The following is a 26,436-nucleotide window of genomic DNA, read 5'->3' on the forward strand; positions in this document are numbered from 1 at the left end:
TATCAGGCGACACGAGCGAAGGCTGCCGGACCTTTTGCCACCCAATTCCAGGGCAGCAGTTCATCGAGGCGGTGTGCGGGATGGAGGGCGATGCGCGAGAGGACGTCGGCGAGCCAAGCCTGCGGATCGACGCCATTCATCCGTGCGGTGACAACGAGACTATACATGGCCGCGGCCCGCTGCCCTCCGCGGTCCGACCCGCAGAACAGCCATGATTTTCTTCCGAGCGCGATGCCCCTTAGCCCTCGTTCCGCGGCATTGTTGGACATGCACACGCGTCCATCTTCAAGGAACAGCGTGAACGCCGCCCAACGTTTGAGCATGTAATTGATCGCCTTGACCAGATCATGCCCGCGCGAGAGCCTCGCTGCCTGCGTGCGCAAATAGTCCTGCAGATCATCGACCAGCGGTCGGCTCAGCGTGTGGCGAACCGCCAGGCGTTCTTCGGCGCTCTTACCGTTAATGGACCGCTCGATCTCGAAAAGGACGTCGATGCGGCGCACCACCTCGATCGCGATCGGCGACAAAGGGATTTCCTTTTTACCCGCCGCTTTGCGGCGCGCGTTCTCATCCAGATCCGCCATGGCGAAGAACGGGCGCCGTGCGTGAACCCAGCACGCCGCCTCCTTGACCGGACCCGGCTTGCGATCCGCCAGATAGAGCCTGTTGTAGCCGTCATAGGCGTCGGCTTGCAGGATGCCGGAATATCCCGCCAGATGCGCCTGTGGATGTTCGCCCCGGCGATCGCGCGAATAGTAGAACATCGCCGCCGGCGGCCCGGCGCCGCCGAACGGTTTGTCGTCTCGAGCATAAATCCAGCACCGCCCGGTATCAGTCTTGCCTTTGGCCAAAACCGGCACGGTCGTGTCGTCGCCATGCAGGCGTTCGGCCGCCATGACATGAGCTTCCACACGGCGGAGCAGAGGATCGAGGGCCGTGCAGACCGAGCCCACCGCGTCGGCCATCGTCGACAGCGCGATCGGCACGCCTTCCAGGGCATAGCGCTCGGCCTGGCGGTTCAAAGGCTGGTGTTGGCCAAACTTCTCGAACACGATCATCGCCAGCAGGCTCGCCCCCGCCCATCCTCGCGCAATCACGTGGAATGGGGCCGGCGCCTGACTGATCTTCTCGCAATCCCGGCAGGTGAACTTCTCCCGCACCGTCTCGATCACCTTCCACTGACGGGGCGTCGTTTCCAATGTGCGCGTCACATCCTCGCCGAGCTTGCGCAGACGCGCGCTCCCGCAGCATTCGCATGCCGTCGGCGCCTCAATCACGACGCGCTCGCGAGGAAGGTGGTCGGGGAATGTAGTGCGCTCCGGACGCTTGCGCGTAAATCCTGCGACAGTCGTCCTGACGACAGCCTTTTCGGCCGCAAGCTCGTCTTCCGTCGCCGCAGCTTCCAACTCCTCGAAGGTGAGCGCCAGTTGATCGATCAATCTCACGGACCGCTCAGACCGCTGCCCGAAGATCTGGCGCTCCAGTTTCGCGATCCTAAGCTTCTGTTGCGCGATCAGCGCCATGTCTTCCGACGCTTTCGCGCGGGCGACCGCCAATTCCGCCGCAACTTCCAGGGCCTTTGTCTGAGCGACGGCCAGCGCCGCTTTCAGGGCGGCGTTCTCGCGGGCAAGCTCGGCGTCAGCGGCATCCATGAGAGGGAGTGAATCATAAATCGCGTGATTTGAAGCGCCCTAAAATGCACGCGACCACGCTTTTTTTACTCGGTCGGGAGCGCTCTATCCGGCGCGTTCCGGCCGCCAGGTCAGTTGCGGGTTTCTCCAATCGATCCCTTCCAGCATATAGGCCATCTGCCCCGCCGAGATCGAAACCGCCCCTGCCGTCGCCGACGGCCAGATGAACTTCCCGCGATCCAGACGCTTGGCGTAAAGCGACAGACCGACGCCGTCATGCCAGAGAATTTTGGCGAGATCGCCACGGCGGCCACGGAAGATGTAGAGATCGCCCGCGTGCGGGTCGCGCTTCAATTGCTCCTGCACCTGCAGCGCCAGCCCCTGCATGCCGCGGCGCATGTCGGTATGGCCGGTCGCAATCCAGACCCTCACGCCGCTCGGAACCGGAATCATCGCCGCGACAATGCCTCCAGCACCCGTGACAGCGCCGCCGGCTCCACGTCCGCCCACACGAGGATCCGATCGCCCCCGGCGAGAACAATCTCCATCTGGCCGTTCGACCCTCGATCGGAATAGTCCGCCGTCGCATCCCGCGAGATTGTTACGGGCAGGATCGGCGCGAGCTCCTTCGGCGCCGCCGCCTCAACGCCAAACTGCCGACGCCAAGAGAAGAGCTGGTTGGCGTTGAGGTCGTGGCGTCGCGCGACCTCGGCGATCGAGGCGCCGCCCTCGAGGCATTCGCCGACAATGCCGCGCTTCTCCTCCAGGGTCCAAGATCGGCGGCGGCGGCGCTCTGGTGATACGGAATCCTCGTCATGATGGTCTGTCGACATCGCTGATAGTGTCCGCTTGTATTTGAAATGGACACGATCACCGCGCCATCGTCAGACAGCTATCCAGGAACCGGCATTCAACGCCAGGCGGCCCTCGCCGGAGCGATACGTTGCAGGGGCGGCGTTGGGGCTTTGTCCAACAAGGGCCTAAACCGGGCCGAGGGAGTTCCGCCGATGACGAACTCACGCAAGATAATTACTGCGGCGCTCGCCACCACGATGACAATCGCCACGCTGTCAATTGCGACTCCTGCTTCCGCATGGGGCCGCTATGGCGGCGGGTGGGGGCACCGCCACTGGGGCTCCGGCTGGGGTTACCGTCATGCTGGGTGGCGTCCGACATGGGGCTATGGCCGTTGGGGCTATGCCGGTATGCGTAGAGGATGGGGCTATGGTCGCTGGGGCTACGGCGGCGTGGCTCTCGGCGCGGCGGCAAGCTACCCATATAGCTACGGCTATTATGGCTCCGCCTATCCATCGGCGTGCGGCAATTATGGCTCCGGGACCTACGGCTATTCAGGCGCAAGCTATTCCGCGCCAGTCGCGAGCGAGGGCTATTATTGTGCGACCTCCGAGAAGACTTGCTTGCTTAACGAGCCCGGATGGCTTGGGACCGGTTGTTCCTGCAAGGTTCCCGGTGGCCGTGCAAGGGGGATAGTTGAATAGAGCGTAGCAACAGCGCCTAACGACGACGATGCTGCGGCCGAGAAAAAATCGGCCGCAGTGTTTCGTTACAAGAAAGGCATGCGAGAGCGTCGCACCGCGAAAACACTTGATCGAAGAGGGTAGCTCCGCTTCTGTCGCTCTACGTCCCCGCCGTCCATGTTGCCGCAGTTAACGCTTTGGTAAGGAATTGAGCGTCGGATGATCCCTGCAACGTCGGGCATATTCATCTGCCAGTGTCAGCACCACTCGTGAACCGCTTGGAGTTGCACCAAATGCGGCGCTGGCCCACGCTCAGTTTTTCACTCCATCCGCCGAGTCGGCGCTCATCGAACTGGCAGCCCGTAGCCAAAGGTTCGCGCCGCCAGTTCGACTCGTCTGCTTGTGCAGAAGAGGCTGAGCCTAACGGTCAATAACGCTCACGCAATGGTGAAAAATACGCATTGTGCTGTGGCAGGCGCGGGCTACCGTGGTTGTGTTTTTAAGAGAGAATTTTTAGGGGCAAAGCGACCGCTCGCCTGTAGGCCGCCTCCGGGCGGGCCGTCTATTTCGGTTGGTTCAGCCTGTGCGAACCGCCGAAGACCCATCTCGATCATCTACGCCGCGACGCCCTTCTCTCGCCGCCAATTCTTTTAGCAGCACTTGAATTCGATCGGGCAACGGCTCACGCACAACTTTTCCGTAGTAAGATTTAAGCTCGTTGCCAATTTCACGTTCAATGAGGGCCGCGTCTTCGGAAGCGATTGTCGTCATGGTCCCTTTCAACACAAGTTATTTGGAGAGTGATCCAGCGGGGCTTTTCAATTTTTGACTGCGTGCCTGTGAGAAGCACGAGCGCCCGACGCATAACGGAACAGGGACACGCATACTCGATTTCTTCACGCTGATCAAGACACCGAGCCTAAAGGCTGCGACGCTATCAAACATCCGTTCTACGAATCGCCTTTGTCATTTGGCGTGTTTTTTAACAACCTCCGCGAGGGCGAGTCACATTAACAAAAGGGCGAAGTCGGAAGGCAGCGAACCCTTCGCGCCACGAATAAGTTCCGCGCGCGTTGAGCAAAAGAAACGAGCGAAAGCCGCATCCTAACATGGTCACTGGCAACGTCGGAAACAACGTAAGTTCATACACGTTAGGGCGTATCACGGTTGGGGCCTTAAAGCCCTCTCGTAACCTACCCTCTCAAGGAGCGAGCTATGATGAAGCTATCGGCGCAAATTAACCGGCATATCGTGAGCGTTTCCGCGATACTGGCGGCTCTGGCGGTCTTAGGCTACACAGCAAACACAGCAACTTCTCGTCGTGTGGCAAGCCTCCCCGAAGAGGGCTTTGCAATTGCGCAACAAGCGCCAATTGAGGCGACGCTCTCGAATGAGAATTTCTTGGCGCAGCTAAAACAGATTCCGCAGAACGCGTATGGATCAGCGCGAGGGTCGGAAGAGTCACTGGGCGAAAAGATAACGAGCGGCATCAAGGCGGTGGTGCCTTCGAAGGGTTTGAAATCGGCGCAAACAGAGTCTGAGAGTTGGAGCGACGAAGAGTGGCAAATTGCTGAGAAGGCCGTCGCCGATAGCCGGGCCAATTCAAACGCGCGGAACAGCAGTAACGCAAGCGCGCGAGTGAACGCGAACACAGTTTGGCAGCCGCCAGAGGAAATTGCGGGAAGCCAAGCGAACCAATCACGGTAGAAATGGCATAAGGCTCATGCTGCCTACACCAATATAGCGATATAGCGGCCCGGCGAGTGTATTCTCGGTCCGGCCGCGCATAAAGAAACGCTCTGTTACCAACTTCACACAATCCGGATTCTGAAAACATCTTTGTCACAAGACGTGTCTTTAATCAGTTCTGCGAGCGCCAGCCGCAGCAAGACAAGAGCGAAATTGCGAGGCAGCGCCTCTCGCGCGACTTTCTCATAGGAGAGTCGCAAAACAAAACCAAGCTGACTCACAGGGGTCGCGCTTCGCACGCCATGGGGCAAAAGACATTGTTCAAAATCGGGGCTGAGCCATTCGATCAGGAGGGGTTGGGGCCCCAAGTCTTTTTTGCTGACGGATGTTTTTAAATGATCCCGCATCGTGCCGGATTCAACAGATAGGCGCTTATCCCTGCGGCTGCAAAACGTCCAGCACAGGCCTAAGACTTGCGCCGCGATGGGCGGAACGATTGCGTGGCGCGCAAGACGGAGGCAGACCATTCTCTTCAAAACCGCCACGCCCACGCATTGTCCTTAGTCGAAATCACGCTTGCCTTTCTTCGAGTTACGAACTGGGGTTACAAACGGCCCGAAAAGGCTTCGCGAATGGCTTTTTCGACGGAACGAATGCTAAACGGCTTCGAAAGCTTCGGAGTTTCCGTAAAGCGATCAGGTAGCGTCTTCATATCATATCCGGTCGCAAAAATCACGGGGACATCGCCCGCCAATAACCCATCAGCCAAAATGAACGTGTTCGCACCGTCCAGATTTACGTCCAGAATTGCAGCGTTAAGCTTGTTAGATTGTGCGAGAGCCGTGCCTTCATCGAGACGCCCAGCCGGGCCCACTACCGCCCCGCCGAGCTCCTCAACCATCTGGCTGAGATCGAGCGCCATGACAAAGTTGTCCTCGACGACCAATACGCGGTGGCCTCTAAGTAGCTGACCCATCGTGCTTCCCCGTGTTTGCGAGAGGTAAGGGAAACTCAAGTTGATAATCTAGACCGTCCGGCGCAAACGTAAGCCGCGCAGTCCCGCCCAGCATGTAAGCCAAGCTCCTCTCGATGACCTCCGTTCCAAAACCTCTGGCAGGAGCGAGGTTTTCAATATTTACACCACGTTCCCGCCAACCGAATCTCAGGCGCTTGCTTTCCTTTCGATCCACGCTCCAACTGATTTCGATCATTCCCTTTTCGACTTTGAGAGCGCCGTATTTGGCGGCATTCGTTGTCAATTCATGAATGGTCATACCCATCGTCTGCGCCTCGCGGGAGGAAAGATGGACCTCGGGCCCGTGCACCGTGAAGCTTACTCCTAGCTCCGCGCCGCCCGCTTCCAGCTCTCCGACCACAATATCGCGAAGCTCGACGTCACCGGACGGCGCACTCAGCAACAAGTCTTGAGCTCTCGCGAGAGCCTCGAGTCGAGCATCAAACGCCTCAAAGAACTCATCCACACTAGGGTGGCGCTTTCGCGTCTGCCTCGCCATCGAACGCACTTTACCAAGGATGTTCTTCACTCGATGTTGTAGCTCCCCCATCAAGGCTATCTGACGGAACTCTTGTTGACGCTGCTCGGTAACATCGCGAATGGCAAGGAGAATGAGATTCATATGATCTAGTCGGCGAGCATTAAGCAACATAGATCGGCGGCCAATTCAAACTATGTTCAATTTCGTAGTCATCGAAAGAGTTTTTTTGGGGCAGGATCTGCTCTAAGAGCCTACGGAGTTCAGGGATGCTCCATTGACCATTCCCCAGCTCCCAGACAAAGACGCCCTCGGTTTCCTTGGGAGTAACAGCGAACTGATCGTAAAAACTTTGATTCGCATAATGGACACGCAAGTCCCAACCCAAAACCAAGATAGCTTCTCAAATACTGTCGATAAGCTTATTGGCGAAGTCTCTCTGGCCTTCCAGCTCAAAGCGTAGACGCTCGCTCTCAGTGATATCGTTGAAAGCGAGGAGGATCGTGTTCTCCTCCGCCTCGGGGCGCATTCGGTTCGCATTGAGTAGCATGACCCGCTTGCCAAATACGTGTTCCACCCGGAACTGGCAAATCTTATTGTTATCGCTCAAAACGTCCTCTAACAGGCGTCGTAGCGAAGCAATATTCCACTGTCCATTGCCAAGCGAGAAGACCGTATGATCGAGAGTTTCGGCAGGCTCTACGTTGAAATGACGGTAGAACGCAGCATTCGCTCCGACAACTCGGAGTCCACCATCGAGGACCAATAGTGGTTCAGCGATAGTTTCAACAATCGCATGGGTGAGTGAGCCTTCAAGCAACGCACTTTGCATGACAGCCGCCTACCCGAAGCCAACGCCCCCGCTCTGGGTTGTCAGAAGTCCCAACGAATACGAACAAATTGGCTGCCTCGCTTGTTCCATAAGCCTCGGCGTGATCATAGCGCCTACGGTCGGGGCATGCAGATTCCCTGGAAAATGCCGGTTTTGTCGGCAAAATCTCTGGATGAGACTCCGGCAGGTGTTGGCGGTGCCATGGTCAAGCACACGTTTAACCCCCGTCCGCAATGGAACGCGGTGTCTCGCTCAGCGTTCACCCCTGTGTATGCCAGTCCTCCCAGAGGCTGGGAGGGAAACCGATTCCTTTCAGTAACACTTTTCAACTCGAAGGATGCGAACAATGGGCCCAACCACGCTGGCCAAGGGATCGCTTTCTCATATTCGAGAGATGATGTTACACCAGTGGCTGGAAAACCCATTGCGACGTCCTTTCGCCGGGATGATGTTTGTCCTTGCAATGCAACCAATCACCCCGGTTGAGGCGAATTCGCCTTCCTACTGCGTCTGGCGAGGCACCGGGCCTATGTGTGACGGCGAGTGTAATTCTGGCGAGGAGGAATCAGGGCGATCGGCCCATCCTCCCGGGGAAAGTCCTTGTTGGTGGAGCGGAACTAAGGTCCTGTGCTGCAAATATCCCCCGCCAACACCGAGGGAGATCCGCTCAACCGCTGCTGCCAATCGCTGCCTCGACGCTGATCTCGGCACTATTGGTGGGAACGGAACAAAAGTGCAGCTTTGGGAGTGCTTGGGCGGACAAAATCAAAAATGGCTCACCAATCGGAACGGGACCATTGTCAACGCTCAGAGCAATCGATGCCTTGACGCAGATCTGAACACAATTGGTCAGAACGGAACGATTATACAGCTATGGGATTGCTGGGGCGGAAAAAATCAGAATTGGACTTTCACCATATCTCAGCGAGGCGAGGGCTTCCCTCCAGCGGGCCTCCAGAACGAGCAAGGCTTCACCTCGAATGTCCTCGACGCTGATCTGGGCACTATCGCGAGTAACGGAACGAAAATTCAGCTCTGGGAAAACTTTTACGGACCTAACCAACAATGGACCGATTCCAATTTCTATATCAAAATTCTTCAAGGAAAACGCTGCCTCGACGCCGACTTGGGCACTATTGGAGAGAACGGAACAGTAGTGCAGCTTTGGGATTGCTTGGGCGGACAAAACCAACAATGGCAGGTAAATTCCGATGGGACAATCGTAAATGCTCAGAGCCATAGATGCCTTGATGCCGACCTGAACACTATTGGGGAGAACAGGACAGTAGTGCAGCTTTGGGATTGCCTGGGCGGACAAAATCAAAAATGGAAGTTTCAATCCAACGGTGCACCCATTTCACCAGCCCTCCACAACGTGCAAAGCAATAGGTGTCTTGACGGCGATTTGGGAACCATCGGGGAGAACGGAACGAAAGTGCAGCTCTGGGATTGCCTGGGCGGACAAAATCAAAAATGGGAGCAGCAGCAGGCTGCCCAATAATGCGCGGGGCGGCGTTGGCGTGTTCGGGCGCGGGCGGATTTATAAAGCGGCACACCAATTTCGCGTCTTTATTGCGAATCTCAAGGCTTTCGCGAAAGCCGCGCGCCCTCGCATTTTCAAAGGATTGCCACGTGCAAAAAGATAGGCACGAAAGTCGAGCGCCATTCAGCCGAGGCCGTAGCCTTACAGACGATGGCCGCTTTGGGTCAAAAGCGGGCCAGAGAACGCGCGGCGTGCCCTTGGACAATGCCCTCCGCTTCGTGAATTCTCGCAACGAGGCGTTCGAAAGTGCGCCAATGCATGCCTTTTGGCTTGGCAATATAGCTGCCTATCAAACCATTATTGTCGAGCCTTTGGCGTAGTGAGAAGGCGCGGGATAAAGCACGATCGCGGGGCGTTCGGCGCTCCGATTGGTAGCCCAACTGGTACGCTACGCGACAAGCGAAGTTATAGGCTCCATCCGGCAAATGCAGCCGAGAAGCGAGCCGCCCGGTGCGAGGGCAGATGAACCACCATCGTCGGCCGCCGAAGGGCTGCGGCCTGGTCGTCAGCGTGATGTGGTTTTCGCATTCGCGCTTCTCATTGGTCCGCCGATCCGTGGATGCCCAGCGAAGATTCATATACCCCGCTTCCTCGCCCAAGCAGCTTTCGAAATCCACGGAGACTACCTCGTCATCAATCCAAGCGGCTGACCATCTCAACGTGCCCATGGTGCACGCGCGAGCCTTAAGCCACCCTGACTTAAAGAGGCGCGAAAGATTGAGCGTGAGGCTACGCTCTACTATGGGCCGTCCTCCCCATCGCCCGCTTCCATAGCCGCCCATCGCAACGTGCCTTTCTGGATTTTACTGAATCCAGTGTGAAATTGCGCCTTAATTCAAAATGGGTCGGGTGGGGCGTCCCTGCCAATGTGATCCGAGGTAAAGTATCGATTTGCCAAGCACTTCGGACATCGGTCTGCTTAAGGTTCGGTTACAGTGCACACATCGGCGCAATTGGTGCCGGTCCCACGCGAATGATGCGACAAGGGTAGCAAGAGTAGTTAAAAGTTACCCTTGCCGATTTTCGCCTAGAGAATGCTCGGGAAACAAGGGTAACAAGGGTAACAAGACTAATAATCTTGCGTGTATAAGGCCGCGAGGGAATCAAAGGTCGAAAGCCAAAGAACGCGTTTCAGGGGCATAGATGTCTTTTCGCGCCCTTAAAGAATTTTCTCGATTTTACCCCCGTTACTCTTGCGATAGGCGTTAACCAGAATGATTACCGTCACTTAGCCGACAATAGTAGCGCCAAGTGACCCTTGTTCCGCAAGGGTATTACTCTTGCACACCACAGAAACCGCCCAAGCCACGTCAGGAGTCGAATTATGAGCAACGAAACCTTCACATCGAAGGCTCTTCGTCCACGCCGTCCAACTCTTCGTCCTCTGGCCAAGTTAGCGCCAGACCTGTCGCCTTGGCGAACGCCTCCCGCGCCTGCGCCAGCGTTCCTAACCGATAGGCAGGCTTGCGGTCGTCATTGTATCGGACGCGAACGTCCAACCCGCGTCCGGCCTCGCCATGGAACGCTTCTCGCGATTGCGTCTTCGTCATAAATCCCATGTCGTGCATGAATCGGCCGAAGTGGACTGGATTCAACCAGCCGCGCGCGCCGTTCTCCTTGGCGAACTTCTCATAGCTCTCGTATAGAAAGTCGGTCGTCACGGCCTCGTGCCACGTTTCCATACTGTTCAATCCAGAGTCAGACCTGCGAATATATCCCTGCGACAAGATGCGATGCAGCCATCTTTCCTCCGGCTTTAGCGATCGTAGCTTCTGATCTTGGAGAGCTTCTGTTTCTGGGTAATCACGAACGCTGAAGTTTTTGAGATCCACTTGCTGTAAATCGTACAGCATGGCCTCATAGCCGCCGTTGTCGAGTTCCTTCTGGACCGCACCGAAGTAAACCGTGTCCTGCTTGTGCTCGTCGCTCACGTCGAACACGCAATAACGTCGCTCGTCACGCGACGCTGGAATAACCCAGTCGTCATTCGACGCCATGATCATGTGTATGTAGTTTTTGCTTTCGACAATATCCTTGCCCTTTCCCTCGATCGAAAGTGAATGTTCGGTGATAATCCTGTTGAGGATACCGATATGTTTCTTATCTCCTGCATAGAAAGCCTCGTCGGCAAAAAGCAGGCAGCATCCTTGCAGATGCTGATTGAATTTTCCAACAAGATGCTCGGCGTTGCTGATGTGCATTCCATGGAGACCGAATAGGCTAACCATGACGCGACCGAGGAAGCCCTTGCCGACGCCCTTGCCGCCGCGCATGACGATTACGACTTCGCCCTGCTTCTCAGGATGCTGCACGGCGTTGGCGAGCCAGCGGATCAGATATTTGAACAGACGCTTATCGCGGCGGCAGACAACCTTGTAGAGATGCTTCCTGAACTTCTTCCACGATCCCCTCTTCGCTTCAACGCGGAAGCCGCTCCACAAGTTGAATTGATCAGGCCGATGCCGGTTGGCCGGATCGAACACGACGCCGCCGAGATATTGACGCCGCTCGGGATGGCGCAGCCAATACTGGCCGAAGCCCATGTCGTGGATGCCGTTGGCGGTGACGACCGGGACGCGATGGTTTTCGTGCGCTATCTCGAAATCCTTCGGTCTAATCCGGTCATAGAATCGCCGTTCGAGCACGTTGTCATACTTCTCATGGAAGACGAATATCCTGCTTCCCTCGTAGGCGATGAAGTGGTCCTTGTTGATTTCGGCGACCTTTTGATCGTCGGGATTGCCGCCGCGTCCCGCCTCTTGCTCGCGCCGCCGGGTATCGTCTTCTTGGCGTAGGCGCTTGATGAGCGTCTTGGCGTCCATTTTCCACTGCGTATAGAAATATCGCCGTTCCTTCGGATCGCCCCGGTAGTTGTCTGACGAATTCGCGAACAGCTTGATCGCTTCGTCCTTTATCTCCGCGAAGTCGGCGCTTAGCGTATCGAGGCTTTCGGTCTGACGATGTAGTTCATTGATCCGAGCGCGAATCGCCGGATCGTCGAGACAGTCGTCGCTGCGAAAGTTATACTCGGTGACGAGTCCATGTGCGAAAGACACGACATATACGCTTCCGTCCTCTCGTTGTCTGACCTTGGCGGCGCTTGAATAATGCAGGTCGTCTCCGTCGAGCGGATCGGGAATGTATTTTTCGAGGTAGTTTTCAGGGCAGGCGAGAATGTCGGCCACGGTGACGAAGCCGAGCTTATGGCGGCGGAAATCGAGCACGGCGTCGGGCAGCAGCACGCCTTTTGTCCATTGCTGCGCCATCCGCTTCGCCGTTTCGGGATCGACGCCGCGATCAAGCGCCTCGGCGACTCTTTGTTCTTCGAATTTCTTCCGGCGCTTATCGGCTTCCGGCTTGAGACGCGCTTTTGAAGCGGCTATCGCGTCAGCGCACGCCTTGCTCTCGGCCGCAGTCAGATCGAGACAATATTTCCGACTGTCGAACGGGAGGCCATCATGGATTTGCGGTTCTGGCCGATCCTGCGTCAGTGAAGGGTGGTCCAAATCCGGCGGGGCCTCGAAGACCAAGCGTGAAGCGTCGCTCACGCTTCGATCAACAATGGATCGAGACAGATATGAGCCGTTCTTGCTGAGCATATGCCAGCCCAAACCGTTCGCCCATGCGCGAGTATGAAGCGTATCGAGCAACCTCTTGGTGTCGGAACCGTCGCGGACAAGCAGATAGATGTGCTCGCCATCTTTCTGGAATTTCTTGCCGGGCTTTTCGTCGGTCTTTTTGATGTAGACGCCGCTGCTAGTCGATTTGCGGCAGATGTATCCGGCTTGGCGCAGTTCGGGGCAGATATGATCGAGCGCCCCATGCAAGCCGCCAAGCGCGTCGAGCCTCTCTCTTACCGCGTCGGGCATTTCCTTTGTGTCATGATCCAACAACGCAAAGGCTGGCTCGCCTTCGCGATAGGAAATCGATTCTTTGCTGCGCGCTGCGCCTGTGGTGACTTTGCCAATCACTTCGACCACAACGCTGTCGCCGAATTGCTCCTTCAACCTGCCGACGCCATATGCTGTATCACGAGGGGTCTTATCGAGAATTTCAGCGAATTCTCGCCAATCTTTCAGCGGCAGGCGCTCTTGAACGCCTTCGCACATACGACACTGACTTCCATCACTTACGAGTTCTCCGTCAGCGTCGAGTGATATCTTTTTCGTGAGGGGGCCGCCTTCCTTGACGAAGCGGACCATTTCAATCGAGACTGGCACAGACTTCGCGAACGGGTGCGGCTTGCCATTTATGCCCGTGCTGCTATTCTCTGTGGCGTTGGGATTGCTATGCGGCCCGGTCTCGCCTTGCCCGCGAGCCGGGTCTTTTTCAATGATATGTTCCGTCATGACGCGAAACCTCCGCGCCGTTTTCAGGCGCTTGTCAGATTTGAGAGTTTCGCGACGCCATCGCCCTTGGGGCGATATTGGCTTGGGCAATCGGTATGTCGGCCCGCTTCTTTCTAGAAGTCCCGGTTCTGCGAGCGCCGGGCGAAGGGTATTCTTCATTGCGACCGCTATTTTCTCCAAGGCGCTCGCCACATGGTTGAATGGTTCTCTCAGGAGTTGGTGGGAGACGCAGTCTCGGCTGGGTCCTGTATCTCGGTGTCCTCTGCTACTTTCTCAGTGGTTGTGGTGGACTTCTTGGTTGTAGATTTCTTGGTGGTGGGCTTCTTGGCGGTAGGCGTTTTGGTGGAAGGCTTCCGCTTCACGGATGATCCCCCCAAGGCTGCGTCTTTTCGAACAATTTTTGCCCATGCTGCATCCACTTTGGTAGCGCCATACTCAGTTTTGTAATGGCGCAACACACCAATGATAGGCCGTTTGACAGCTTCATCGGCAGAGCCCTTGCGCAGCATTGCGATAAGCTGCTCCGATTCGAATTGTTCGAACCATGAAATGATCGTCTCGACAGGCATGTCATCACCCTCCGCCTTGGTTTTGATCCAGTCGGTGGCTTCCTCAAGTGCAACCTTCGTGTCTGCGGCAAGCTGAGTCTCGAGTTCCGGATGTTTGACGACCCCCGAGCGTCCTGAGGCGGATGCCTTTGGGGCTTCGCCACGCATGCTCACTACATCCTTTCGCTCTGTGCGCGGTGTAATTTCTCCGCTCTCGATTTTCTTTTCCAGAAGGTCGTCTGGCAGTTTGGCCAGTTCGTAGAGGGTCTGGTATGAAGCGGGTAGATTCCGACCATGATCGGAATTTGAAAGCACGGGGTTGCGTGCCACTTTCATCAGTCGCTCTGCCGTATCTTCCCCAAACGGAAGCTCATCCTTGATCATTTTGAGCCATTCACCGTGCTCCAATTCCTGTTTTGCTTGGATGAGGTTGTGGCCCGTTTCGAGGATCGAAGCGACTGACTTCTGCCAAGCGGCGGTGATCCTCTCGGCCCACGTTTCGCGGAGCGTCATATTGCTGATGGCGGATGAGGTATCGGCTGCTGGATGAGTTAAGGAGGTCATTGTCTTGCCTCCCCCACGTCCTTTGTCTCAGAGCGCGATTTGATTGCTTGTTCGGCTTCGGTTTCGGCATTGCGCCGTTCCATAGCGCTGCGCCATTCGGCAGCGGCTTCATTGCTGATGAGACGGCGGCCACGGACATGCATGACGCGAGGTCCGAGACCCTGACCGAACAAATTGTAAAGGGTGGAGCGTGAAATCCTGTGCGCGTGACAGAATTCCACGAAGGTGTAGGCGTCTAGGCGGTGTTCCATTTCGTCCTCTTTGGATGCGAGAGGACTCCCTAATTACACACGCGCCGAGCGCCTGTCTAAAGCCCCGATCATCGTAAAATCGGGGCGGAGACAAATAGGATGAAAGTCTTAGGATTTGTCTGCGCTCCAAAACGGAAAGGCCGCCAGAGCGGCGGCCTCTTAGTGTAAACCTTGGCGTTGAGGGCTATCGGGTCAGGAACGCAGATGGCGCTTTTTGAGGCGCTGTCTCAATTTCCGCATGGGATTATGCCTACCTGTGTAAGCGTTCTCTATAGTATTTGCATCCATTTCTTCATTCTCGGCAACTTGCTGAATAGCGTCTGCGACGCTCATTCCATAGCCTTTGACCCTTTCCTCCACTTCCTGGCAGGCAAAGATTAACTCGCGTTCCGAGCGGGTCATTCTATAGAGTGGGGTGCGTCGCATATCCTTACGAACGCCCTTGATCAATCCATGGCGTTCGAAAAGATCACGGATGAAGGGCCGCATTTCTTTCGGGAGCGGCTCTGATTGCATCAGATCGAGCAATGGCGCGAAATCACGGGTCTGATCAACTTCGATGCATACTTTTAGCCATGCTTTGTAATTATAAAAGCGATTCATATCGTCATCGAGGTGGAAAAGAAGATTTACCTCGTCCTCCAAGGCTTCCTCATCCGACATAAATTCATTTGGATCATATTCGATCTGCGACTCGATCTTCTGCGTTCGGCGCTTAGTCATGACGCTGCCCAACTTACTCTTCTCGGCCAAACCCGAATTCCGGAAGCTTGTTGCGGACTGTCTCGGCGATGTAATCGTCGCTTAAATGCGCATAATGCTTTGTTGTCATACGCGCGTCCGCGTGACCCAATTGAGCGGCGATAACATCCAATGGTGCGCCCTTCTGCGCCAATGCCGAAGCATAACTGTGCCTCAAAATGTGAAAGGTCGCGGGAGGATCGATTTTCGCGCGTTCACAGGCACGGGCAAGGGGACGGGCTTGATGTGAAGCGCCCCAAGGCGCGCCATCCGGACGCAGGAAAACAATATCATTCGGCTGTCGCCCTTCCGTGAGCCGCCTGAAGAGCCCCCTGCCCTCTTCGGTCAGCGCGACGTGGCGCGGCTTTCCCGACTTAGTCTTCCCAACCGTCAGCTTGTTAGCAGCGGCGGTGAAATCCCCGCAACGCAACCTAATCAATTCGCCGTATCGAAGGCCGGTTAAAAGAGCGCCTTGAACAAGGTCAGCGAATCCCGGGTCGCAAGCGGCTACAAGGCGCGCCGCTTCATCGGGCGTGAGGTAATGGACTTTGGCAGTGTCGGCCTCGCGGAACGGCTTTACTGCGCGCCACGCCGTGTCGTTGGTGACACGCCCTTCGGTAAATGCATAGTTGAGCGCCGCTTTCAGAATCGTAAGTGTTCGGTTCGCGGTGGACCGTCGCCTTCGTATTTCCTCCTCGGTTTCGGGATGCGCCAAGGCGCGGGCGGGCCGGCCTTTCTTGCCCCTCGTCAGGCGGGGACGGGCGGCGAGCGCCGCGAGCCAATCTCGCAACTCTCTTGTGGTCAAGCTATCTACCCGGCGATGACCGAGCGCCGGACCAATGTCGTTTTTTACGCGATTGCGGGCGGTAGCGGCGCTTTTGCGGTGGGCTTCGAGGAACTTCAGGTAATCCTCAAGCGCCTGCGCCATGGATAGCGGCGCGCCCGGTTCAACCGCAGCAGCGGCGTCGCCGCCGCTCGCCCAGCGCCGGGCGGCATCTTGCGCCTCTGCCCAGCTTAGAATTGTTTTCCCGTTGGCGGGGTGAATGTCGTCGGCGTCGGCGAGGGTCTCGCCCATATACTTTCCCGCCACGCGACGCCGGGCAACCCAAACCCCGACTTTGCTGCCCTTTCGGTAGCCAAGGTGCAGATCGCGCCCTATCGAGGCGTAATAGGGCACACCGCGCGGCGCGAGCTTGGCGCGCTCACTTTTGCTATCGAGGCGCACGGCTTTGGTCTTCTTCGCCACTGTAGCAGGACCCCTTTGTGTGTAATTTTGTGTAATATGCGCACCTATATAGCCCAATACAAGGACGGGCGGCACCGGAACCGCTTCCAGCTATACGTTATTATATCAACATGTTAAATTACACGCGCATGAACGGTAATGGACGCTGACATGACCCTCTCACGGCGAAAACAGGGGTTCGAGTCCCCTAGGGAGCGCCAGACCAATCCAGAGACTTGTTGTGAGAACCGCGTGCGGAGGTCCCGCTTGCGCGAGGCGCGCAACAACGCCTGATCAAATGCGTCCGCTGCTTCCGGGCGCCAGTCGGTGTGGCGCCCGGATTTTCCTGCCCGTCTGTCTTAGTTCATGAAACATTCGTTCAGCGTGGCGTTCTTGCCTGTCAGCTGGATGGTCAGATAGCGCCCCGCGCCGGGGGGCGCGCCAACCGGGATGATGCTGCCATTCTGCACGTTTTGCGAGCAGAACTTGAAAGCCTCCTGCTGGCAGGGATAAGGCCCCACGAACTGAAAACCGAAGGGAGCGCTGGAAGCTGACGCCTGCGTGATGGGGCAGGAGCACATGATCTCGTCGTTCTTGAGCTGCCCCACTCCCGGAAAACTCTTCCCAATGGTGCTCGTGAAGCATGTCCCACCATCGCATTGAGCGTAGCCAGCCGTGGAGCCGCCGGGGCATGTATAAAGCGCCTGATTGGCCGCCGGATTATCCTTCAGAATCGATGACGGCAGGCTGTAGGTGCTCACCATGTAACCGTTGCCGGCCCCTTCTGCGTTATAATCGCAGATGTTTTTCTGAACCTTCGTACCCGGCGGATAATACAGGGGCGGCGCGCTGATGCTGTCGCCCCGCTTGACCTGGCATTTCGCGTAAGCGACTTCCTGATAGACGAAAGAGGTCGCGGTCGCGCAGAGCGCATAGGTCTGGTTTTTACAGATGACATAAGGCTGGCCCGCCGTACTCCTGAGCCGCGCCAATTCCCCGAGCAATACGTCGGATAGTTGCGCGCCATTCGCGGCGCCGGCCAACAAGGCCAAGGAACAGAGGACGAGCGGGAAACCCCCCAATTTTTTATATGCCTGCATAATCTTCATTTTCTTCGCCTCGAAGCGCCGGACAGGAGCCCGGAACCTATAAGACACAGCGAAGAGCAGGCCAATGGCCAAACATTACCTTTTGTTACACCTCGCGCCAGAAAGAACGGCGAGGTCCGAGGCGGATCAACGGCAATAATAGGATGGCTGGACCCTCTGGTAACGCACCCAGTCGCCGCCGGGGCTATAATTGATTTGGTTTGCAATGCATTTGCGCCCGACGCGGACGAAGGGAGTCGTATAGCCCCACGGATATTCAGCCGTGCTGGAGGGATACCCAGTTTCCGGATCGTAGCTCCAGGGGGCGGAAAAACCCCAGTCGCGTATCGCGGGCGCGCGAGACCAGTCCTCGCGGCGCCACCCCTCCTCGACCCATGGCCCGAGGCGCTGGGCCGCAGGGGCCGACCACCAGCGCCGGCCCCGCGCCGCCGACGACTCCGGGGATAGCAGCACGGCCACAAGCATGAGAAGGCAAGCGGCGCGCAAGGGACGTAGGGACATGACAACCTCCGGAGGCGCCAGCTAGACGCGTTTTGCGCGCGATGTAAACTCGCCCTGCTCACAAACAGCGCGACGGGCAGGCCGTATCAGGTCGCGAGGCCGGCCGGAATGCTCCGTGCGAGATCATTATCGGCGCCGCAATGGCGCTGCGCACGGACGCCGGGATCCCTGCTCCGGAAATCGACGCCGAAATCGCCGCCCCCGCGCAGCCCCCAGACCAAATCGCACCGATTTCTCTGATTTGCCGTTTCTCCGCGCCCATCCGCGGCGCCACATCGCGCTCGCGAGAAGGCCCCCCCTCGCTTGGATCGGGTGTTGCAAATTTGAAACATACCTCCATTTTGTAACTTACTGTAATGTTAACTCTTGAATATGAAACACTTTTTCGCAATTCTAACGGATCGTCACCCGCCCGAACTATTGCCCCTGTTCACATATAGAGAGGATACCAGGTATGAATTTCAGGTCCGCGTTCCATCTTTCGATGATCTCTCTCTCTCTTGGAATAGGCGGCCTCGAAGCCCGCGCGCAGCCCTTGCGTCCGGCCTTTGTCGCAGTATCCGCGGGCGACGTCACCGATACCGCTTCGATCATCTGGACGCAGATCGGATATGCCGACGGCACGATTCAGACCTCCGCCCCGGCTGAATTGCTGAAGGCCGAAGTTGCTACGGACCCCGCGTTTTTCAGGATCATTTTCACGTCGAGCGCCAGCACCGACCCCAACAACGGCAATTCGGCCAAATTCCTCGTCGGCAAACTCGCAGCGAACACGCGTTATTATTATCGTTTCAGCGTCACGCGCAATGGCGTCATCTACCGGAGCCAGACGGGGAAGTTCACGACCAATCCCGACAGGACCACAGCAGCGCCTTTCGCAATCGGTTTCTCAGGCGACTATGATGCAAAATACCGCCCTTACGCCCTGCTGAATAATTTTGGCGCTCAGGGCGGGTCCATCGGCCTGCGCCAGTTCGTCAACCTCGGCGACATCATCTACGAGACCAACGCCAAAGGCTCGGAGGCCCTGCCAGGGGCCAAGGGATCGCCGGAAGAAAAAGCCGGAAACGAACTGACGCCTCTCAGTCCTGCCCTGACAAAACCCGATCTGAACAGGTTTTACAGAAAATATCTCGAAGAAGCCACGGGCGTAAACAGCGCCACCGGACAGCTTTCCGTCTTGCCGGCCCTGCAGCAAGGCGTAAAAAACATGCTCGCCTCGCAGGGCGTCTATACGCTGCTCGACAACCACGAGCTTTATAACGCCATGATCTCCGGCGGCGCGTCGAAATATTCCATCAAGGAAAACTACCTCGACGGCGAAACCGATCCGGCCTACCAGCCTCCGCCGGATTCCCAATGCTTCGCCATGGAGTCGCCGCTGCCCCTCGTTCCGCCGCCGGCGCCCAAGACGAGATGGATCCGATGCCTGAAAGACGCCGGCGCCAATGCCGGGGCGAGCTTCGTCAACAGGAGCAACTCCTTCCAGGCGATGATCAAGGCCTTTTACAATACTCAGGCCACGTCGATAAACTTGAACGGACTACCGGGCGCCCTGACTCCGGTAAATTTACTGGGCGCGACGCCGACTATCCAGGCGCCGGACGATCCACGAACGAACGGCACGGTCCAAAACTACTTCGCGCGTCCGTGGGGCGCCAATATCCGATATATCCAGCTCGACGACAGATCATATCGCGACGCGCGAATGGTCAACGTAAGCCCGATCGTCGCAAACGATCCCAGGCGGACGATGCTGGGAAAGACGCAGCTGGCATGGTTCAAGCAGCAGCTCCTCGACGCCCGGGACGCGGGGGTCAAATGGAAAATCGTCGCACTTTCCACGCCCATCGACATATGGGTCGATTTTTCCACCAAGGCGCTGGACAACAAGAGCTGGGTGGGCGGCTACAATTATGAAAGAAACGACATAATGAAGTTCATCGCGGACAACGGCGTCAAGAATGTCGTTTTCCTGACGACGGACGATCATCTGTCTCGCGCGACGAAGCTCACCTATCAGCCGGCTGGAGCCAAAGCGGGAAATCCCTGGGTCGAGGTTCCCTACACGATTCAGATTCTTGCCGGTCCCGCAGGCGCCGTCGGTCCTTATCAGAACGCTATGGATCCCAATTATAACGGCTTTGGGATCGACGCCTCGCGGAAAATCCTCAATGCCTATGACAAGGAAATTACCAAGAATGGCGCGCCGCCCATCGGCCTTATGGGTTATCCGGGCTTGTCGGTCCTCTACCGGGAGGGGGACCCCAACGCAGCGAGGGCCCCGCAGGGAGTGGACTTCCTACACGGCACGAGTTTCAACTACGTCTCCATCGCCTGGGACGCCAATGCTAAAATGACGGTCTCCTATTGGGGCGTCGACGCCTATGCGCCGGACGCCTATCCGGCGCCGTGCGCAACCCTCCTGTCAGCCAATTGCGTGCGGCCACCCAGAAAACTCATTGAGTTTGCGCTCGTCCCGACCAATCCCTAGTCGATGCGAAATCATGGATGTTCATCGAACCGGCGGACGTCCATTCGCCTTACCTTAAAGGCACATTTTGACGATTGGCGCGACGGCGCTTTCACTCGTCGCGCGGGTCTTCAACCATCAAAAGCCCGGTGAACAAAGCCGCTCACGGCGCATCATTTCCGAGTTTGACCGAGCCGATCCGGGAAAAAAAAGCGCCCGCCAGAATATGGCGGGCGCTTCGAAAATTACACTAAGTCCACGCCGTCAATTCGCGGGGTCGACGCAAGGCGTTCCATCGGAAACCTTGTCCAAGCCCAGTTTTCCGCGGACAGCCCGAGAAAACCTGTCATCCCGGCAAGCCGTGTCGCCGGAGACGCCCAGACCGCCAACCGGCTCGGCGCCCGTCGCCGCCACGAGCGGAACGCCGCCACCGAAGGTGATCGTGCCGCCGATGCGGTTTCCAACCATCGGGTCATTCTGCGTGCCCCACGAGCTGAAGGGACCCTTGTACGCAGCCGCGGCATCCTGGATGTTGCCGAAGGCCACGTTGAAAAGGCCGGCGCCGGGCTGGACAAGCGGATCAAGAGCGATCGTCGGGATCGGATGGTTTTTCAGGCTCAGACCGTTGGTCGTGAAGGCCTTGGCTGCGGCGATCTGACGGCTCAGCAGCCACTGGGACGTGATCGTCGCCCCGGAGTAGGCGACTGCGCAGACGGTGCCGTTACGATTCACCACGACGCCCCACATGGGGTTCCCAAGTCCGCCGGGAACGACAACGCCCATGGCCGATTTTAGCTGCTGATACGTTACGGGGCACGCGCCTTCGCCTGAATTACCCCCGCCAGCGTTACCGCCGGTCCCGCGGAAAGCCACGCTCTGCGCCGAGCCCGGCGTCGCCGAAATCAGAGCGCCAACCAGCGTTGCGAATGCAATAAATCCAAGTTTTTTCATGCTCCCCTCCCAATTAGGCAGGCATTAATAAAATACCCGCTAAGTAAACAAGCGCCCGTATTCGCCAACACGCGCCACAAACCACGGTGCGTGAAGCAGACTTCAAGAATCTGCCGTCGTAAGGATTGGCTTAGGTGCGCGGATATAGCGACGTCGTCAGAACGACGATAGAGGCGCAAATAATAAGGAAACTCTCAACCTTTGAATGTAGCCTCCAAATCATTCGCGCTTCGTAACGGGCATGGATATGGACCATGGGCGTGTCGCCCGGTCAAGCCATCTGGACAAAAAGCCAGATTTCAGTGCTATTTATGCCACAGTTTTTTGAACGTCTTTCAATATAAGTCGCAGTACAGACACCTTCGAGAAGGAGCGCCTCGCGGTTCGGGGCCTCTTTTTTTGGCGGGAGCCCGGGAGCCAATTGTCACGATCTTTAGGTCGGACGCATCCTCATAGCCCCGCATTGCGCCGCGCGAAAAACAGCCATACACATGCTTGTGACATGCGCGCCGCGTCGCCGGAGGTGAAATGGACGGGAGCTTTCAGCCCAACAGACTGAAGAACGCCTGGCGATCACTATTTTTGTTACTTTTTGCCGGGGCACTGCCCTGCTCAGGATCATCCGCCCTCGCCGACATCAATGTCAGGCCCGATGCGCTCAAACATTATTCCTACTGCATCAGCCATGCGAAGGACCGCGCCACCGTCTTTCTCCTCGACCGCGGCACCCTCTACCGCTGCGGCGACGAGATCGCCGTGTCTTATTACAACTATCTGGGCCGGCAGCGGGTCCCTGAAAAGCGCGTCGTCGAAGCCGAAGGCGTCTTCATCTACCGAATGATATCGGGCGTCGGCAAATGCTGGAACAAGATAGAGGACGCGGAGGGCAATCCGGTCTCGATCTATGGCTGCGACGTTTACGTGGAACTTTGATCCGCACCCGGGCGGGTGGTCGGCGTTTGTTGCGGGCGGCGCCGGTCTCCGGGTAAATCCCTCGTAGATCAAGACGGGAACAGAAACATGCAGAAGGGTTTGGATCAATCCGTGAAATTCATGAAGAGCCGCGCCCGCCGGGCGCGCGCGCAGAGGCGGCGCGCCGGTTTCACGCTGGTCGAAATGCTGGTCGTGCTGGCGATCATCGGGTCGATCGTCGGTCTCGTCGGCCCGCGCGTGCTGAACTACCTTTCGGAATCGAAAGTGAAGACCGCCCAAATCCAGATGGAAAACCTGTCGAGCGCTCTGGACCTCTTCTATCTGGACGCCGGACGTTATCCCACGACCGAGGAAGGGCTCGGCGCGCTCGTGCAGCGCCCTGCGGGCATCTCCTCCTGGAGCGGCCCCTATCTCAAATCGGCTGGCGTTCCCAAGGATCCGTGGGGTCACCCCTATCTCTATCGCGCGCCCGGCCAGAACGGCCCCTATGACGTCGGGTCCATGGGCCCCGAGGGACGCGAGGGCTCCGCGGGCGCAATCTCGCGCAGCGCGACAGCCAAGTAAGTCTCAAGAGCGAGATCGCGGCGTGAGGTCAAGGGTCAAAGCGCCCCGCGCCAAAACCAGGCGCGCGGGGTTCGCTTTGCTGGCGGTCATCTGGGGCACGGGGCTGATCTCGATGCTCGTCGTGGCCTTCATGACTTCGGGCCGGCTGCGCCTGCAAACCGCGTTCAACATCGCCAGCGCGACTGAGGCAAGCTATGTCGCCGAAAGCGCGATCAACCTTGCCACTCTCGCGCTTCTCTCGCGGAAGGACGCTCTCATCCCCGGCGAAGCGGTTTACGACGGCGCGCCAAAATTCTGCGTTCTCGACCGCGCGGCCGTGGCCCTGGCCATCGAAGACGAAGCCGGCAAGATCGACCTCAATGCGTCGCAGCCCGAACTCCTGCAGGCCGCCCTCGTCGGCCTCGGCCTCGACGACTCGAAAGCGCGGGAGATCGCGGCCGCGATCGTCGCTTTTCGGACGGCGTCCGTCGACGGCCTGAGCCAGAACAGCCCGACTCCGACCGGCGACAAGCCCGTCGGGCCGAAGCAGGGGCTGTTTGAGACCGTGATGGAGCTTGATCAGGTGAGCGGCGTCGATTCCGCGCTGTTTCGCACGCTCGCGCCCCTTGCGACCGTCCATTCGAGAAGCGCAGGCGTAGATGCGCGCTCGAGCCCGCCCGCGCTCTTCGCCGCCCTGGCTGGCCTGCCAGCCGAGGAGGCGCGCGCCCTCATCGCAGCGCCCTACCCGAACAATCTGAAACGGACCGATCCGCGTTTCCCCGCGAATTTCAATCAGCCCGGCGACCAGAGCTCCTTTCTGATCCACGCCGAGGCGAGACTGGCGAGCGGGCAGACGATCGCAAGAGACGCAATCCTCGATCTGCGTCCGCAGAGCGGGAAGCAGTTCGCCATAAGGGAAATCAGACGCGGCCCGTCCCGATACGCCGAACGGCTGCGCGCCATCATCGCCACCAATGGCGCGGGCGTTCCAGACTGCTGAGAGCTGATCACCGCGTCTCCTTGTCGACGCGCCAGGGGCTCTTTGACCAGGGGTCGAGCACGGTGCGCCGCAAGGATTGTTCGATGTCGTGAGGCCGCCCGACGGCGCGGGACGAGATGTCGAGCAGCTTGCGCTTGTATTCCTCGGTGATCTCGCGGCCTTCGCTCAGCGAACGCACGACATGCGGCGTGAGCATGATGATCAGCTCCTGCTTGTCGATCGAATCGCCATGGTTTTTGAAGAGATTGCCGACAATGGGCACGTCGCCCGCGACTGGAATCTGGGATGAATTCTTCCCCGTCTCGGCCTTCACGAGGCCGCCGAGCATCAGCGATTCATTGTCATTGACGACGACCTGGGTTCTGACCCTGCGCTGCTGAATGCGCGGCGTCGTGCTGGTGGGGTCCGACAGGGGATCGACGTTGGAGACCTCCTGCTCGATCTCGAGCATCACGCGACCGCTTTCGCTGATGTGCGGCGTGATTTTGAGAATGACGCCCGTATTGGTGTAATTCACCGAATTGAAGGTGTTGCCGATCGCAGAAACGCTGGTGAGCGTTTGCACCGGAATCTGGTCGCCGACCTGTAGAATGGCTTCGCGGTTGTCGAGCACCATGAGCGACGGCGTCGAGATGATGTTGGTGTCCGTGATGGCGTTCAAAGCGTCGATGGTGAGCTGCTGGCTCGTTGTCCGGAACGCATAGGCGAAACCGGGGAAGACCGCGCCGACATTCGTGCCGAGGAGGTTGTTGCCGAGCGCGTCGTTGGCTGCCGGATTGCCGCCGCGCAGGCCGCTGAATCCGAAAATATTGGGATGAGTCTGCATGAACCAGCGCACGCCGAAACGGATCGTGTCGTTCAGCCGGACCTCCGCGATCGTCGCCTCGAGAAAAATCTGGTTCGGCAGCACGTCGAGCGTCTCGATGACGGCCCGAACGCGGCGATAATCCTCGGGCGTCGCCATGACGATGAGCGCATTCTTGGCGTCGTCGACGCCGATCTTGTAACGATCATTGTCCAGGCTGACCGCCGGCGTCGGTCCGGCCTGACCGCCTCCCGACGAGTCGCCGGGCACGCTCAGGCCGCTGATGCTGCTCGGCGAACCGCCTGCGCCGCCAAAACCCGCGCCGAACCCGCCGCCGCCAGACGGCCCGCCGCCGGTGGGCGCGCCGCCGCCAGACGCCATCGAGCCGCCGCCTGTCGGCCCCGATGCGGACAATGCTCCGAGCGGGCTCGACGACGCTCCCCCGCCGCTTCCGCCCCCCATCATGCCGCCGCCGTTCATGCCGCCAGATGACAAGGACGACTGGCCGAAGCGCGGGGAAACGTTCGGATCGGCCCCCTGCCCCTTTGAGCCGAAGACGGAGGTGAGAACCGCCATCAGTTCCTTGGCGGGTCGGTTCTGAACCCGAAAGGTGAAGAACTGTTTTTCACTGTGCTCGGCGCGCGCGTCGAGCTTATCGATCCAGGCGCGGGCGCGGGCGATATATTGCGGCTGCGACGAGATGACCAAAATCGACGACAGACGCTTGTTGCCGATGAAGCGGATCATGCCGCCCATCGGCCCTTCCTTCTCCGAACCGAAGACGTTCTTGAGGTCGTCCGCCAGAAGATCGGCGTCGCCGCTGCGCACGGGCACGAGCGCGAAGGACATGCCCTTCATCGTGTCGATGTCGAACATGCTGACGGCGTCGAGCAGCGTGGCGATGTCCTGCGCCGACCCGTTGATCGTCAGCGTGTTGCGCGCGTCGTCCGCCCGCACGATCGACCCGCGCTCGGCGATCGGTTCGAGCACGCGCTTCATCTCGGAGGCCGAGACATAGCGCAGTTGCACGACGCGCGCGGTCTGGCCGAGCGGCGTAGCCTCGGGCGGCAGGGCGTCGCCGGAGATCACCTCGCCCGAAACGGCCGCCTGGTCGCTGGGGACGATCTTGTAGATGTCGCCGGCCTTCACGACGGCGGCCCCCGACACGCGCAGCGCGGACTGGAAAAGGTCGAGCGCCGTGCTCTTGCGCACCGGGTTGGCCGTATGGACCGTCACCTTGCCGTCGAGCTTGGGATCAACGACGAAGTCGGCGCCGACGATGTCGCCGATGACGATTTTCGCGGCCTGGGAGATCGGCAGATCGACAAGGTTGAGGGTCACCCCGTCCTCGCCGACCGGCTCTTGCGCCGGCTGGCGGGTCTTCCCCGCGCCGATCAGCCGGCCCGTGCCGGTCGCAACGATCGCCCTCGCCTGATTTCTCGAGGAGAGCGGCACGGCCGACGCCCCCGCCCCCCCGACCGGCTCACGCGAGATTGGCGCAACGTTCCATTCCGCCACGGGCGGCCCGCCGGATACGGTCGAGGAGTTGCAGGCGGCGAGAGCGGCGATCACCAAAACGAGCGCAGTTGTTTGAGGGATCAAACGCAAGACAAGAACCCATTGATTGATCGAAGGCCTGCACCCGCTTTTGGGAATGACGCGACATCAGCTGCCAAGCTTCTAAAAACGAGACGATCGACCCGATTTCGTAACATCCTGGTCTTACAATTGCAACGATTCAGTTGAAATTCAGCAAGATGGTGACGGCGTTCAACAG

Annotated in this window: 26 protein-coding genes and 1 tRNA gene; 8 read left to right on the forward strand and 19 right to left on the reverse strand. The window is 58.3% G+C overall.

The features are described 5' to 3' along the window. Positions 1-2: 2 nt before the first annotated feature. From tnpC to tnpA, 3 genes are all read right to left on the reverse strand, one after another. On the reverse strand, positions 3-1,652 hold the full coding sequence (gene tnpC, locus WOC76_RS13720) for an IS66 family transposase (RefSeq protein WP_341101848.1): 1,650 nt from the start codon (positions 1,650-1,652) through the stop codon (positions 3-5). An 84-nt stretch (positions 1,653-1,736) separates the two neighbouring features. Continuing rightward, positions 1,737-2,084 (reverse strand): IS66 family insertion sequence element accessory protein TnpB, encoded by a 348-nt coding sequence (tnpB, locus tag WOC76_RS13725; RefSeq protein WP_341101850.1) that lies wholly within the window; start codon positions 2,082-2,084, stop codon positions 1,737-1,739. Beyond that, entirely contained in the window at positions 2,081-2,464 is a 384-nt protein-coding gene (gene tnpA / locus WOC76_RS13730) for an IS66-like element accessory protein TnpA (RefSeq protein WP_341101852.1), read from the reverse strand. Before tnpA ends, tnpB begins: the two co-directional genes overlap by 4 nt. A 174-nt stretch (positions 2,465-2,638) precedes the next feature. Here tnpA and WOC76_RS13735 point away from each other — a divergent pair, with 174 nt between their 5' ends. Continuing rightward, positions 2,639-3,130, forward strand: a complete 492-nt coding sequence (locus tag WOC76_RS13735; protein WP_341106128.1) for a hypothetical protein — start codon at positions 2,639-2,641, stop codon at positions 3,128-3,130. A 555-nt stretch (positions 3,131-3,685) separates the two neighbouring features. Here WOC76_RS13735 and WOC76_RS13740 read toward each other — a convergent pair. Continuing rightward, complete coding sequence (locus tag WOC76_RS13740) at positions 3,686-3,880, reverse strand: NepR family anti-sigma factor (RefSeq protein WP_341106126.1); 195 nt, start codon at positions 3,878-3,880, stop codon at positions 3,686-3,688. A gap of 444 nt (positions 3,881-4,324) precedes the next feature. Between WOC76_RS13740 and WOC76_RS13745 the strand changes: the two genes are divergently transcribed. Next, on the forward strand, positions 4,325-4,816 hold the full coding sequence (locus WOC76_RS13745) for a hypothetical protein (RefSeq protein WP_341106124.1): 492 nt from the start codon (positions 4,325-4,327) through the stop codon (positions 4,814-4,816). Between the two features lie 104 nt (positions 4,817-4,920). Here WOC76_RS13745 and WOC76_RS13750 read toward each other — a convergent pair whose 3' ends face one another. Genes WOC76_RS13750 through WOC76_RS13765 form a run of 5 tightly spaced genes read right to left on the reverse strand, consistent with a single transcriptional unit; the run spans position 4,921 to position 7,123 of the window. Then, entirely contained in the window at positions 4,921-5,349 is a 429-nt protein-coding gene (locus tag WOC76_RS13750; RefSeq protein WP_341106123.1) for a hypothetical protein, read from the reverse strand. A gap of 53 nt (positions 5,350-5,402) precedes the next feature. Further along, the gene (locus WOC76_RS13755; protein ID WP_341106120.1) at positions 5,403-5,720 is read right to left on the reverse strand and encodes a response regulator; all 318 of its coding nucleotides are present in this window, start codon (positions 5,718-5,720) and stop codon (positions 5,403-5,405) included. Between the two features lie 37 nt (positions 5,721-5,757). After that, on the reverse strand, positions 5,758-6,435 hold the full coding sequence (locus tag WOC76_RS13760) for a sensor histidine kinase (protein ID WP_341106119.1): 678 nt from the start codon (positions 6,433-6,435) through the stop codon (positions 5,758-5,760). Positions 6,436-6,454: 19 nt separating this feature from the next. Then, complete coding sequence (locus WOC76_RS24345; protein ID WP_445928467.1) at positions 6,455-6,685, reverse strand: PAS domain-containing protein; 231 nt, start codon at positions 6,683-6,685, stop codon at positions 6,455-6,457. 9 nt (positions 6,686-6,694) lie between these two features. After that, entirely contained in the window at positions 6,695-7,123 is a 429-nt protein-coding gene (locus tag WOC76_RS13765) for a PAS domain-containing protein (RefSeq protein ID WP_341106118.1), read from the reverse strand. Between the two features lie 346 nt (positions 7,124-7,469). Between WOC76_RS13765 and WOC76_RS13770 the strand changes: the two genes are divergently transcribed. Beyond that, positions 7,470-8,624 (forward strand): RICIN domain-containing protein, encoded by a 1,155-nt coding sequence (locus WOC76_RS13770; RefSeq protein ID WP_341106117.1) that lies wholly within the window; start codon positions 7,470-7,472, stop codon positions 8,622-8,624. Positions 8,625-8,830: 206 nt separating this feature from the next. Here WOC76_RS13770 and WOC76_RS13775 read toward each other — a convergent pair whose 3' ends face one another. From WOC76_RS13775 to WOC76_RS13800, 6 genes are all read right to left on the reverse strand, one after another. Beyond that, entirely contained in the window at positions 8,831-9,283 is a 453-nt protein-coding gene (locus WOC76_RS13775) for a hypothetical protein (RefSeq protein ID WP_341106116.1), read from the reverse strand. Positions 9,284-10,006: 723 nt separating this feature from the next. After that, positions 10,007-13,015: a primase-helicase family protein gene (locus WOC76_RS13780; RefSeq protein ID WP_341106114.1), complete on the reverse strand. Its 3,009-nt coding sequence runs from the start codon at positions 13,013-13,015 to the stop codon at positions 10,007-10,009. 209 nt (positions 13,016-13,224) lie between these two features. Beyond that, complete coding sequence (locus WOC76_RS13785) at positions 13,225-14,127, reverse strand: DUF3102 domain-containing protein (RefSeq protein ID WP_341106112.1); 903 nt, start codon at positions 14,125-14,127, stop codon at positions 13,225-13,227. Continuing rightward, complete coding sequence (locus WOC76_RS13790) at positions 14,124-14,378, reverse strand: hypothetical protein (RefSeq protein WP_341106110.1); 255 nt, start codon at positions 14,376-14,378, stop codon at positions 14,124-14,126. Before WOC76_RS13790 ends, WOC76_RS13785 begins: the two co-directional genes overlap by 4 nt. Before the next feature lie 192 nt (positions 14,379-14,570). Beyond that, entirely contained in the window at positions 14,571-15,113 is a 543-nt protein-coding gene (locus tag WOC76_RS13795; RefSeq protein WP_341106108.1) for a hypothetical protein, read from the reverse strand. Between the two features lies 1 nt (position 15,114). Further along, a complete protein-coding gene (locus WOC76_RS13800) occupies positions 15,115-16,365 on the reverse strand; it encodes a tyrosine-type recombinase/integrase (protein ID WP_341106106.1) in 1,251 nt (416 codons plus the stop codon). A gap of 132 nt (positions 16,366-16,497) precedes the next feature. Here WOC76_RS13800 and WOC76_RS13805 point away from each other — a divergent pair. After that, positions 16,498-16,565: transfer RNA gene (locus tag WOC76_RS13805), tRNA-Glu, on the forward strand. Between the two features lie 138 nt (positions 16,566-16,703). Here the strand turns inward: WOC76_RS13805 and WOC76_RS13810 are convergent. After that, positions 16,704-17,453, reverse strand: coding sequence for a hypothetical protein (locus tag WOC76_RS13810; protein ID WP_341431457.1), 750 nt, complete (start codon positions 17,451-17,453; stop codon positions 16,704-16,706). 126 nt (positions 17,454-17,579) lie between these two features. Next, positions 17,580-17,954, reverse strand: coding sequence for a hypothetical protein (locus tag WOC76_RS13815; RefSeq protein ID WP_341106103.1), 375 nt, complete (start codon positions 17,952-17,954; stop codon positions 17,580-17,582). Positions 17,955-18,408: 454 nt separating this feature from the next. Here WOC76_RS13815 and WOC76_RS13820 point away from each other — a divergent pair, with 454 nt between their 5' ends. Then, positions 18,409-20,448 carry an alkaline phosphatase D family protein gene (locus WOC76_RS13820; RefSeq protein WP_341388708.1) on the forward strand — a complete coding sequence of 680 codons (2,040 nt, stop codon included), beginning with the start codon at positions 18,409-18,411 and terminating at the stop codon, positions 20,446-20,448. A gap of 243 nt (positions 20,449-20,691) precedes the next feature. Here the strand turns inward: WOC76_RS13820 and WOC76_RS13825 are convergent, their stop codons facing one another. Beyond that, positions 20,692-21,174, reverse strand: coding sequence for a heme-binding protein (locus WOC76_RS13825; protein ID WP_341106100.1), 483 nt, complete (start codon positions 21,172-21,174; stop codon positions 20,692-20,694). A gap of 732 nt (positions 21,175-21,906) precedes the next feature. Here WOC76_RS13825 and WOC76_RS13830 point away from each other — a divergent pair. The 3 genes from WOC76_RS13830 to WOC76_RS13840 all read left to right on the forward strand — a co-directional run bounded on the left by WOC76_RS13830 (position 21,907) and on the right by WOC76_RS13840 (position 23,854). Further along, positions 21,907-22,311: a hypothetical protein gene (locus WOC76_RS13830; RefSeq protein WP_341106098.1), complete on the forward strand. Its 405-nt coding sequence runs from the start codon at positions 21,907-21,909 to the stop codon at positions 22,309-22,311. 120 nt (positions 22,312-22,431) lie between these two features. Further along, positions 22,432-22,875, forward strand: a complete 444-nt coding sequence (gene gspG / locus WOC76_RS13835) for a type II secretion system major pseudopilin GspG (protein ID WP_341108771.1) — start codon at positions 22,432-22,434, stop codon at positions 22,873-22,875. Between the two features lie 22 nt (positions 22,876-22,897). Continuing rightward, positions 22,898-23,854 carry a general secretion pathway protein GspK gene (locus WOC76_RS13840; RefSeq protein WP_341388711.1) on the forward strand — a complete coding sequence of 319 codons (957 nt, stop codon included), beginning with the start codon at positions 22,898-22,900 and terminating at the stop codon, positions 23,852-23,854. A gap of 7 nt (positions 23,855-23,861) precedes the next feature. On the opposite strand, the gene gspD is transcribed toward WOC76_RS13840, so the two are convergent. Then, entirely contained in the window at positions 23,862-26,231 is a 2,370-nt protein-coding gene (gspD, locus tag WOC76_RS13845) for a type II secretion system secretin GspD (RefSeq protein WP_341388713.1), read from the reverse strand. Positions 26,232-26,436 lie beyond the last annotated feature (205 nt).

The sequence above is a fragment of the Methylocystis sp. IM3 genome, from assembly GCF_038070105.1.
Taxonomy (GTDB): domain Bacteria; phylum Pseudomonadota; class Alphaproteobacteria; order Rhizobiales; family Beijerinckiaceae; genus Methylocystis.